Origin of the sequence: Polycyclovorans algicola TG408, assembly GCF_000711245.1 — a bacterium.
In the GTDB taxonomy this organism is placed as follows: domain Bacteria; phylum Pseudomonadota; class Gammaproteobacteria; order Nevskiales; family Nevskiaceae; genus Polycyclovorans; species Polycyclovorans algicola.
The window spans coordinates 635,329-646,200 of the sequence record NZ_JOMH01000001.1 but is presented as its reverse complement, the minus strand read 5'-3'; the positions used below and the strand labels follow the sequence as shown (position 1 = coordinate 646,200).

The 10,872-nt window shown below is 64.9% G+C and carries 11 protein-coding genes; 3 read left to right on the top strand and 8 right to left on the bottom strand.

Features of this window, described 5'->3' with window-relative positions; genetic code table 11:
• Nucleotides 1-326 precede the first annotated feature (326 nt).
• The 4 genes from mgtE to radC form a co-directional block, all read right to left on the bottom strand.
• Nucleotides 327-1,805: a magnesium transporter gene (gene mgtE / locus U741_RS0103125; protein WP_029889036.1), complete on the bottom strand. Its 1,479-nt coding sequence runs from the start codon at nucleotides 1,803-1,805 to the stop codon at nucleotides 327-329.
• 114 nt (nucleotides 1,806-1,919) lie between these two features.
• A complete protein-coding gene (rpmG, locus tag U741_RS0103120) occupies nucleotides 1,920-2,093 on the bottom strand; it encodes a 50S ribosomal protein L33 (RefSeq protein WP_029889035.1) in 174 nt (57 codons plus the stop codon).
• 3 nt (nucleotides 2,094-2,096) lie between these two features.
• Nucleotides 2,097-2,330 (bottom strand): 50S ribosomal protein L28, encoded by a 234-nt coding sequence (gene rpmB / locus U741_RS0103115; RefSeq protein ID WP_029889034.1) that lies wholly within the window; start codon nucleotides 2,328-2,330, stop codon nucleotides 2,097-2,099.
• A gap of 135 nt (nucleotides 2,331-2,465) precedes the next feature.
• Nucleotides 2,466-3,140, bottom strand: a complete 675-nt coding sequence (radC, locus tag U741_RS0103110; RefSeq protein ID WP_029889033.1) for a RadC family protein — start codon at nucleotides 3,138-3,140, stop codon at nucleotides 2,466-2,468.
• Between the two features lie 40 nt (nucleotides 3,141-3,180).
• On the opposite strand from radC, the gene coaBC reads away from it, so the two are divergent.
• The 3 genes from coaBC to argB are packed head-to-tail and all read left to right on the top strand — an operon-like array spanning nucleotide 3,181 to nucleotide 5,734.
• On the top strand, nucleotides 3,181-4,416 hold the full coding sequence (coaBC, locus tag U741_RS0103105; RefSeq protein WP_043110178.1) for a bifunctional phosphopantothenoylcysteine decarboxylase/phosphopantothenate--cysteine ligase CoaBC: 1,236 nt from the start codon (nucleotides 3,181-3,183) through the stop codon (nucleotides 4,414-4,416).
• Nucleotides 4,413-4,859, top strand: a complete 447-nt coding sequence (gene dut, locus U741_RS0103100; RefSeq protein ID WP_029889031.1) for a dUTP diphosphatase — start codon at nucleotides 4,413-4,415, stop codon at nucleotides 4,857-4,859. Before coaBC ends, dut begins: the two co-directional genes overlap by 4 nt.
• Before the next feature lie 8 nt (nucleotides 4,860-4,867).
• Complete coding sequence (gene argB / locus U741_RS0103095) at nucleotides 4,868-5,734, top strand: acetylglutamate kinase (RefSeq protein ID WP_029889030.1); 867 nt, start codon at nucleotides 4,868-4,870, stop codon at nucleotides 5,732-5,734.
• A 597-nt stretch (nucleotides 5,735-6,331) separates the two neighbouring features.
• Here the strand turns inward: argB and U741_RS0103090 are convergent.
• The 4 genes from U741_RS0103090 to U741_RS0103075 all read right to left on the bottom strand — a co-directional run bounded on the left by U741_RS0103090 (nucleotide 6,332) and on the right by U741_RS0103075 (nucleotide 10,674).
• Nucleotides 6,332-7,081, bottom strand: coding sequence for an SDR family oxidoreductase (locus U741_RS0103090; protein ID WP_029889029.1), 750 nt, complete (start codon nucleotides 7,079-7,081; stop codon nucleotides 6,332-6,334).
• Nucleotides 7,082-7,087: 6 nt separating this feature from the next.
• Entirely contained in the window at nucleotides 7,088-7,783 is a 696-nt protein-coding gene (locus U741_RS0103085) for a histidine phosphatase family protein (protein WP_029889028.1), read from the bottom strand.
• Between the two features lie 597 nt (nucleotides 7,784-8,380).
• Nucleotides 8,381-9,448 carry a phosphotransferase family protein gene (locus U741_RS0103080; RefSeq protein WP_029889027.1) on the bottom strand — a complete coding sequence of 356 codons (1,068 nt, stop codon included), beginning with the start codon at nucleotides 9,446-9,448 and terminating at the stop codon, nucleotides 8,381-8,383.
• Nucleotides 9,445-10,674, bottom strand: coding sequence for an acyl-CoA dehydrogenase family protein (locus U741_RS0103075; RefSeq protein ID WP_029889026.1), 1,230 nt, complete (start codon nucleotides 10,672-10,674; stop codon nucleotides 9,445-9,447). The genes U741_RS0103080 and U741_RS0103075 overlap by 4 nt, the downstream gene beginning before the upstream one ends.
• Between the last annotated feature and the right edge of the window lie 198 nt (nucleotides 10,675-10,872).

Sequence of the window (10,872 nt, the reverse complement as noted above, 5' to 3'; positions counted from 1 at the left end):
AGCGAAAAGCCGGCGACGGCTTTTGTTGTTCAACCCCCGTCTGCCCGGGCCGAGCATCGCAGCAGGGGCGGGATCAGACCCGCGGTTGTCTGAGCGAAGCGAGCTCCGCGAGGCCCCGCACCTGCGAGATGCGCAGGGCACCCCGCGACAGCGGGGCCCGGCAGTGGGGCACCTTCTTTTGGTTCCTTTTCTTGGTGTCAAGAAAAGGAGCTGCACCGCCGGGGGCAGTCCCGGCCCCTGAGCCCGCCAACAGGCCGGCCCATCAGAAGCCGGTGTCAAGCTCCGACCACCGCCTTCAGGTCGGCATTCGCTCCAGCGACAAGACTTCACACCAGCAACAACGCCGCCAACCCCAAAAAGATGAAAAACCCACCACTGTCGGTGAGAAAGGTCAGCATGATGCTCGACCCCATCACCGGATCGCGCCCGAGACGGAACAGGGTCAGCGGAATCAGCAGGCCTGCCGTGGCGGCCACCCAGAGGTTGAACAGCACGGCCATGGCGATGACCCCGGCCAGCGCAATGTTGCCGTAGAAGACCAGGGTCGCGATACCCAGCACCGTGCCCCAAAGCAGGCCGTTGACGGTGGCGACACTGAATTCCTTGGCAAACATCTGCCGCAATTGTGAGGGTCGTACCTGGTCCAGCGCCAACCCGCGAATCACCAGTGCAACGGTCTGGTTGCCGGTGTTGCCGCCGATGCTGGCGACGATGGGCATCAGCGCCGCAAGCGCCACCAGCTGCACGATCACCACTTCGAAGGCATCGATGACCCGTGAGGCGATGAACGCCGTCATCAGGTTCAGTGCCAGCCAGGGCGCACGGTTGCGTGCGCTGGCCCAAACCGGCGCGAACAGGTCTTCCTCCTCGCGCAGCCCCCGTTGGCGAAGGCTGTCGCTCTGGGCCTTTTCGTTCATTTCATCGACGACGGCGTCGATGGTGATACGACCGACCACTTGCCGGTGCAGATTGAGCACGGGTGCCTCGATGAGGTCGTACTTCTCAAACGCGTCGAGCGCCGATTCGGCCTCATCGTCGGTGTAGAAGTAATGGGGCTCGGTGTTCATCACGCCGACCACATCGGCCTCGGGCTCGTTGAACAGCAATTGCTGAAACGCGATCACGCCCTTCAAGTGACGCTCGCGGTCAATGACGATGACCTGATGGCAGTCGCTGGGGACGTCGGCACGGTTGCGGCGCAGCAGGCGCTGCACGGCCTCGACAGTGGTGTTTTCGCGGATGGTGAGAAAGTCGAGGTCCATCATGGCCCCGACCGTGCCTTCGGGGAACGACAGCACGCTGCGCACTTCTTCCTGGTCACGCCGGTCCAGCCTGGCGATGACCTCTTGCGACAACGCCTCGGGCAACGGCTCCAGCAAGTCGGCGATGTCATCCGACTCGAGGTGGCGGATGGCCGAGGCGATCTGCTCGGGCGGCATGTCGACCAGCAGCGTGCGCAACACCGAGTCACTCAACTCCAGCAGCACCGCACCGCGCTGCTCGGGCGAGACCAGATGCCAAGTCATGTCGCGCGCGTCAGGGGCGAGACTTTCGAGCACGAACGCCACGTCAGCCGGGTGAAAACCGGAAAGCCGCTGCGCGAGCTGGGCGTGCTGCTGGCGGGTGAGAAGCTGAGCGGCGAGGTCTTTGCTCGGCGATGCGTCGTGCGCCAGCAACTCGCGCTCGATGCCCTGCCGTGACAGCAGTTCAATGATCTCGTCGCGGGCGTGCTCGAGGTGGCGGTGGTGGGCGCTCGGCGCCGACTCGCCAGACGCGGCTTCCGGGGCCTGCTCGAACTCGCTCATACCCAACTCCCGTCAACAAAAAAACCCGCGACAAGCGCGGGCTTTGATGATCGAGCGCATCGCCTTGCGATGTCGCTTGGCTGCGCCCTGATGCGGCGGCGCGCTTGATCAGCCTTACTTGATCTTGCCTTCCTTGAACATCACGTGTTTGCGCACCACCGGGTCATATTTCATGAACTCGAACTTGTCCGGCGTGTTCTTCTTGTTCTTGGTGGTGGTGTAAAAGTAACCCGTACCCTCGGTCGAGATCAGGCGGATTTTTTCACGGTCTTTCTTCGTCTTCGCCATGGCTTACACCTCGCCCCGCTTCTTGAGTTCGGCGTACACCACCTCGAACCCTTTCTTGTCGATCGTCCGCATGCCGTTGGCGGACACGCGCAGCGACACGAAACGTTTCTGGGACTCCAGCCAAAAGCGATGCGTGTGCAGGTTCGGCTCGAACCGGCGACGGCGCTTGGCGTTGGAGTGACTGATGGTGTTACCGGAGATCGGACGTTTGCCGGTCACCTGACAGACTTTAGACATGGAAAAACCGCCTCAGAATTCGTCGTTTGCAAGCTGCTGGTAATACGCGATAAACGCCCACGTTCAACCGGGCTGCCTGTCGCAAAGGGCGCGCTTTATAACAGGGGAATGATCCCCAGCGCAAGCGCGGGGTCGTCAGAGTAGCCCGGCGCGGGCAAAGCTGTAGGGCGGCCCGTCGCCGATCACCAGGTGATCCAGCACACGCACATCGATCAATTTCAAGGCATCGCTAAGCCGCGCCGTGAGCTGCCGGTCTGATGGACTCGGCTCGGCGACGCCGCTGGGGTGATTGTGCGCGAGGATCACCGCAGCGGCATTGTGCTTGAGCACCCGCTTGACGACTTCACGCGGATGCACGGTGGCCGCGTTGATGGTGCCGTGGCTGATCGGCTCGAAGGCCAGCACCCGGTGGCGGCTGTCGAGCATCACCAAGGCGAAAATCTCGTGCTCGGCATCGCGCAGCTGTGCCTGCAAATACTCGGCAATGGCCTCGGGACTGTCGATGGCGGTGCCCACCTTGAGGCGCTCGGCCAGGTGCCGCCGCGACATTTCCAGCACCGCCTGCAACTGCGCGTACTTGGCATCGCCCAGCCCCTTCTCGGCACAGAACGAGCCGCGATCAGCGGTCAGCAGCGCCCTCAACCCGCCGAAGCGCTGCAGCAGGTGACGGGAAAGGTCCACTGCAGTGAGGCCTGTGACGCCGGTGCGCAGAAAGATGGCCAGCAGCTCGGCATCCGACAGCGCGCCCGCGCCATGGGCCAGCAGTCGCTCGCGGGGTCGTTCGTCGGCCGGCCAATCGGTGATGGCCATCAGCGCTCCTCGTTGGCGTGACGACCGATAGAATGCCGCAATGTCATCGGCCATCTCCACCGACCTGCCTCTGGCGCGGCGCCGCATCCTGCTCGGCGTGACGGGCGGCATTGCTGCCTACAAGGCCGCCGAGCTGCTGCGGCGTCTGCAGGACGCCGGGGCCGAAGTGCGCGTCGTGATGACCCGTCACGCCCATGAATTCATCACGCCGATGACCTTTCAGGCGCTGTCCGGCCACCCGGTGCGCAGCGCCCTGTTCGACCCCGCCCACGAGGCGGCGATGGGCCATATCGAACTGGCGCGCTGGCCCGACCTGGTGCTGGTCGCGCCGTGCTCGGCCAACACGCTTGCCAAGGCGGCCTTGGGCTTGGCGGATGATCTGCTCAGCACCCTGATGCTGGCCACCGACAAGCCGTTGATGCTGGCCCCGGCGATGAACCGGCTGATGTGGGCGCACCCGGCCACCCAAGCCCATGCGGCGACGCTGGCGGCCCGGGGCGTCACGCTGGTCGGTCCTGGCGACGGTGCGCAGGCCTGCGGCGAGATCGGCGCCGGACGCATGAGCGAGCCCGAAGCCATTCGCGACGCCGTGATCGCACAGCTGGCCGCGCCGACCGGGCCGCTGGCGGGCAAGAAAGTGGTGCTCACTGCCGGGCCCACGCGCGAAGCCATTGACCCGGTGCGCTTCATTACCAACCGCTCGTCCGGCAAGCAGGGCTACGCGCTGGCCGCCGCGCTACGGGCGCTGGGCGCCGAGGTGACGTTGATCAGCGGCCCGGTGAATCTGCCCGCGCCCGCCGGCGTGACGCGCATCGACGTTGAAACCGCCGAGCAGATGCTGGCCCGCGCGGGTGAGCTCGCCCCAAGCGCCGACATTTTCATCGGCACCGCCGCCGTGGCCGACTATCGCGCCGCCGAGGTGGCGGTGCAGAAAGTGAAAAAGTCGGCGGACACGCTCAGCCTCGCGCTGATTCGCAATCCCGACATTCTTGCCACGCTGCGCGCCGGGCGCCCTGACCTGTTCATGGTCGGATTTGCCGCCGAAACCGAGCGGCTTGCCGAGCACGCGCGCGACAAGCTGGTCCGCAAGCACCTGAATCTGATTGCCGCCAACCAGGTCGGGGACGGGCTGGCCTTCGACACCGACGACAATGCCCTGCAGGTGTTCTGGTCCGGTGGCGAACAAGTCATCGCGCGCGGCCCCAAAGCCGAGGTGGCCCGCACGCTCGCGGGCCTCATCGCCCATCACTACGCCAAGGCCACACCCGCCGCATGAAGCCCATCCAGATTCGCGTGCTCGACGCTCGCGCCGCTGTGCCCGAATACGCCACCGCCGGTAGTGCAGGTTTGGACCTGCGCGCCATTGTTGATGCCCCGTTGGTGCTGCAGCCCGGCGAGACGCAATTGCTCAAGACCGGGCTGTCGATCTTCGTCGCCGATCCGGCGCTGGCGGCGGTGATCCTGCCGCGCTCGGGGCTGGGCCACAAACACGGCATCGTGCTGGGCAACTTGGTGGGGTTGATCGACTCGGACTACCAGGGCGAGCTGATGGTGAGCTGCTGGAATCGCGGCCAGAGCGCCTTCACCGTCGAGCCGCTGGAGCGCATCGCGCAACTGGTGTTCGTGCCGGTGGTGCGCGCCGAGTTGCAGGTGGTCGAGGCCTTCACCGCCGATTCGGCGCGCGGCGCCGGCGGTTTCGGCTCCACCGGGCGCAACTGAGACGACCCATGACGCTCGACCTGACCAATGCCCAGAGCATCGCCCATGTCCTCACCGAGGCGCTGCCCTACATCCGGCGCTTTCACGGCAAGACCCTGGTCGTGAAGTACGGCGGCAACGCCATGGCCGACGACACGATGATTCACGCCTTCGCGCGCGACATCGTGCTGATGAAGGCGGTGGGCATGAACCCGGTCGTCGTCCACGGCGGCGGGCCGCAGATTGGCGCGCATCTCGAAAAGCTCGGCAAGACCAGCACCTTTATCGAAGGCCTGCGCGTCACCGACGGCGAGACCATGGACGTGGTCGAGATGATGCTCGGCGGCCTGGTCAACAAGGCCGTCGTCGCCGCCATCAACCGGCAGGGTGGCCGTGCCGTAGGGCTCACCGGCAAGGATGGCGGGATGATCCGCGCCCGCAAGTTGGCGCTGGCCAGCGGCAAAGACATCGGCCAGGTCGGTGAGATCGACCAGATCGATCCGCGCGTCATCGAAAACCTGGAAACCGGCGGCTTCATCCCCGTCATCGCACCCATCGGCTTTGGCGAGCACGGCGAGGCGTACAACATCAACGCCGACACGGCCGCAGGCAAGCTGGCCAGCGTGCTCAAGGCGGAGAAGCTGATTCTGCTTACCAACATTACCGGCCTGCTGGACAAGCAGGGCAAGGTCTTGACCGGCCTCACCGTCGATCAGGTCAAGGCGCTGATCGCCGACGGCACCATCTACGGCGGCATGTTGCCGAAGATCGAATGCGCGCTCGACGCGGTGAACACCGGCGTGCGCACCGCGCACATCATCGATGGTCGGGTTGAGCATTCGGTGTTGCTGGAGTTGTTCACCGACAAGGGCATCGGGACCTTGATCAAGGCTTGAGCCTTTTGGCGTTGGTGGGTTACAACGCGCTCGCTGCTCATTCTGATGGGCCTGTTGGCCGGGACTGCCCCCGGCGGGGCACTCACTTTTCTGTCGCCCAGAAAAGTAAGCAAAAGAGGGCGCCCTACGTTCCGGCTTTTGGGCGTTGCCCAAAAGTCCCCTGCGCGACTCGCAACGGGCGGGCTTGCGCAAACTCGCTACGCTCAGACAAGCGCAAGCCTCTATCGCCCGCCGCTCCGTTGCTCGGCCGGAGCCGAAGGGGAGAACGTCAAAAGCGGTAAGCGCTTTTCGCTTTTCCTCCCCCTTCTGCCGAGCCGAGCATCGCAGCAGCGGAGGGATCAGATTCGCGGTTGTCTGAGCGCAGCGAGTTCCGCGAATCCCCTCCGTTGCGAGAAGCACAGGGAACCCCGCGTTAGCGGGGCACGGCAGGTGGGGCACCTTCTTTTGGTTCCTTTTCTTGGTGTCAAGAAAAGAAACTGCACCGCCGGGGGCAATCCCGGCCAACAGGCCCATCAACACGAGTGATGAGGTCATTGCAACCAACGACGAAGGACGTCGTGACACTTCGCACGTCTGCCAGGCTAGCACCCGACGCCCTCAACTCATCTTGGCAACCACCGACAACGGCATCCACTTCACGATCGTCGCCAGCAGGCTCCACGGCCATTTCGGCACGTTGGCGGTGGCCGGTTCGCGCTCGATGGCGGCGACCAGGGCCTTGCAGCCGGACTCGGTATCGACCACGAAGGGCCGGCTCTTCACGTGGCGGTTGATGTCGCTGTCGATGTAGCCGGGGTAAATCGTGCTGACCGCGATCGGGCTGTTGATCAGCTCGGCGCGCATGCCCTCGGCCAGATTGGCGACGGCCGCCTTGGTGGCGGCGTAGGTGGTCATCGCGCGCGGAAAGCCGCGGTAGGCGCTGAACGACGAAATCATCACCAGATGCCCGGCATTGCGCGCGCGGAACAGCTCCAGCGCCGCTTCACACTGCGCCAGTGCGGCGACGAAGTTGGTCATCGCGGTCTGGCGGTTGGCTTCGAAGTGGCCGGTGCCCAGCCCGGCACCCTTGCCCATGCCGGCGTTGACGATGACGCGGTCGAGCCCGCCCAGGGCTGCATCGAAGTCCTTGAACACGGCGAACACGGCGTCGTGATCGTTGACGTCCAGCGCCCGCACTTCGACGCGGACGTTCGGATGCTGGCCCAGCAGCTCGGCCTTGAGCGCGTCCAGCGCATCGGTACGGCGCGCGCACAAGGCCAGATTGCGGCCCTGTGCGGCAAACAGACGCGCCATGCCTTCGCCCAAACCCGAACTGGCACCGGTGATGAGAATGTTTTGACGGGTCATAGCGGGTTACCGGTAAGTGATGAGGCGCGCATTCTCGCCCTCGAAATGGACGTGCTCGTTGAGGCTGGACAGGTGCACGCGGCCGGTCTGGGCGCTGTAGATCACCTTGGTGATGGCGGCATTGGCCATGGTCCATTGCAGCTTCAGGGTGGTGGTGTCCGACAGGTCGAGCAGTTGCTGGCAGATCGTCGAGATCACCCCGCCCGAGGTGAACACCAGCACCGTTTTTGACGGCCCGCAGGCGGCAATGGTTTGCGCCAGTGCCTCGTTGCAGCGCGCCCGGAACACCGGCCAGCTTTCGCCATACTCATCGTCGTGCTGACCCGACATCCAGCGGGTCATGGCCTCGGTGAGCATGGTCTGAAAGGCGCGGCGCGGATTCAGGGTTTTGGCCAGATCGGCGCGCATCAGCAGCTTGTTGGCGTACATCGGCCGCAGTTTCACGATGATGTCGTCGTGGTCGTACTCGTTGTAGCCCTCGTCGATCTGCTGCACGCAGGTTGAGTCCATGGCGCCCAGCGCGCCGTCGGCGGTCTGCTCGTGGCGCAGCATCGAGCCGCGAAACACCGCGTCGGGCACCAGCCGGTCACGCAGGGCCGCGCCCAGCACCCGCGCCTGCTCTACGCCGGTCTCGGAGAGCTGGTCGTAGTCGGTTTTGCCGAAGCTCGCCTGACCGTGGCGAATCAGATAGACGGCGCCCAAGGCTAGCAGCCTGTCGGACTTGAATGCGCGTCTGCGCCGGAGGTCGCTTTTGCGCAGCACAAGGAAGGAGTGACGCGGTGTACTTGAAGTACAGGAGGAACGACAGACGCAGTGATGCGCAAAAGCGGCCCCGGCCAGCGACACGGTGCCTTCGCGCAGCGAAGTGGGTGCGGGAGCTGGCCGATCCGGCGCCTCCCGCACCCGCTGCTGCGCAGACGCCGTGTCGGCGCCGGCCCTTCGGGTGGCGCCCCATTTTCCGCCTTGCGGCGTTGCTCCTTCGTTATTTGGAACAACCAAATCTCCTCAGTCGCGTCTTGCCAGGCGAAAAATGGGACTGCCACGCGGGCGCGAGTTCAAGTCCGACAGGCTGCCAGGCCCGCCGCTTCGCGGCACAACATCCTCTCGCCCGCATTGCGGGAGAGAGGGGAACCGCCTGCGGATGCAGGCGGTGGAGAGAGGGCGTCGGCGAAGCCGACGGGCTGGGTGGCGCCATGAAATTCCGCTGTCCGGGGCGCACCCCCACCCCCGCGCTATCGCGCGGCCCTCTCCCCCAACCCCTCTCCCGCTTGCGGGAGAGGGGAGTCGCCATCATCAAGTTCATCTCGCCCCCCTGATCACCCGCCGCGCCCGCCAACCCAGATAGTTCGCCATCACCCAGAAGTGCTTGAACGCCGGGTTGGTGGTCTGTTTGTGGTGGTAGCGGTAGTAGATCTGCTGGATGATCACCGCCAGCCGGAACAGGCCATAGGCCTCGTAGAACGCCCAGTTGTCGCACTTGAGGCCCGACTGTTCGAGGTAGTAATCCACCACCTCGCGCCGCGAGAACATGCCCGGCAGATGGGTGGGCTGGCGGCGCATGAACTGGGCGATGCGGTCGTCGCCGGCTTCGCTCCAGTACGCAATCACGCAGCCCAGTTCCATCAGCGGGTCGCCGAGCGTGGCCATTTCCCAGTCGAGCACGCCGATGATCTGCGTCGGGTCGTCGGCCGACAGCACCAGGTTGTCGAAGCGCCAGTCGTTGTGAATCACTGCGCTCGCCACATCGTTCGGCATGTTGGATTTGAGCCAGTCCTGCACGTCCTGAAACTTGAGCACGTTCCAGGTGGGCACCTTGGCCCAGCGCGCGTTCCAACCGTCGATCTGGCGCTGTACGTAGCCGCTGCCCTTGCCGAGTTTTTCAAGCTCGGTGCCGCGCACGTCCACCCGGTGCAGGGCGATGAGGCGGTCGAGCATGTTGCGGCACAGGTGCCGGGTCTGGGACTCGCTCAGCGTCAGGCCGCGCGGCAGATTCTTGCGCGGAATGATCCCTTTGATGCGGTCCATCACATAGAACTCGCTGCCGATGACCGATTCATCGGTGCAAAACCCAACCATGGTCGGAACGTAGGGAAACACCGGCTTGAGCGCCGACTGCACGGTGAACTCGCGTCCCATGTCATGTGCGCCCTTGGCCTTGGTGCCCGACGGCGGGCGTCGCAGAATCAGGTCGCGGTTGGCGTATTCCAGCCGGTAGGTCCAGTTGGAGGCGCCGCCCGAGAATTGCGTGACGGTGGGCATGCCGTCCAGCGCCACGCCCTGGGCTTGCAACCAGGCGGTGATCTTGGCGGCATCCAGTTCTTCACCTTCGCGCACTGCGCCGCCGCGGTCGAGCACGGCCTCACTCATTTGCCCAGGCCCCGCTTGGCCAGTTCAATGCGCGCGATCACGCCTTTGTGCACTTCATCCGGGCCGTCGGCCAGGCGCAGCGAACGGGCTTGGGCGTAGAAGGCGGTCAGCGGCACGTCGCGTGACACGCCCATGCCGCCGTGCAGTTGAATGGCCCAGTCGCAGACCTGTTGCAGCACGTTGGGCGCAACCACCTTGATCGCGCTGATCTCGGTCATCGCTGGAATGGCGCCGACCTGGTCGATCTTCCACGCCGCGAACAGGGTCAGCAGCCGGGCCTGATCAATGGCGATGCGCGCGTCAGCCACCCGCTCGCGGTTGCCGCCCAGATTGAGCACGGGTTTGCCGAAGGCGGTGCGGCTCATGCCGCGTTTGATCATCAAATCCAGCACGCTTTCGGCGGCGCCGAGGCAGCGCATGCAGTGGTGAATGCGGCCCGGCCCGAGGCGGCCCTGCGCGATCTCGAAGCCGCGGCCGAGGCCGGCGATGAGGTTCTCCTTGGGCACGCGCACGTCGCGAAACACCACTTCACCGTGGCCGTGTGGCTCATCAAATTCACCGAACACCGGCAGCATGCGTTCGATGGTGACGCCGGGGGTGTCCATAGGCACCAGCACCATCGAGTGCTGGTTATGGCGACCGGCTTCCGGCGCCGACAGGCCCATGAAAATGCCGATCTTGCAGCGCGGATCGCCGACGCCGCTGCTCCACCACTTGCGGCCGTTGATGACCACTTCGTCGCCTTCGAGCTTGGCGGTGGCCTGCATGTTGGTGGCGTCGCTGCTGGCCACTTCGGGTTCGGTCATGAAAAACACGCTGCGGATCTCGCCGGCCAGCAGCGGCAGCAGCCATTGTTCTTTCTGCGCCTCGCTGCCGTACTTCCACAGCACTTCCATGTTGCCGGTGTCGGGCGCGTTGCAGTTGAATATTTCCGGCGCCATGAGGCTTTTGCCCATTTCCTCGCAGACCGGCGCGTACTCGAGCACCGACAGCCCCGCCCCCAGCGTCGGGTCGGGCAGAAACAGGTTCCACAGGCCCTCGGCCTTGGCTTTGGCCTTCAGCTCCTCGACAACCGGCGGAATGACCCACTGCGCCCAGTCGCCGCCGTGGCGCTGCGCCAACACCTGCTCCCAGTAGTCGTGCTCGATGGGCGTGATGTGCTGCGCAATGAAGGCACGGACGCGCTTCTGAGTGTCCTTCGAGCGGGCGCTGGCGTCGAAATGCATGGGGTGGCTCCTTGACGAGCGTTCAATCGGGGTGGCCGATGCTAGCAGCCCCGCCGATCGCAAATGGCGGCATGGCGTCGCCATGCTGATCGAAGGCGGAGCACTTCCGTTGAGCACAGCGCTTCGTTACTCATCGTCGCGATACTGCTCTCTATCGCGTATCGATACGCCTCAATCTGCACTCGATCACACGCGCCA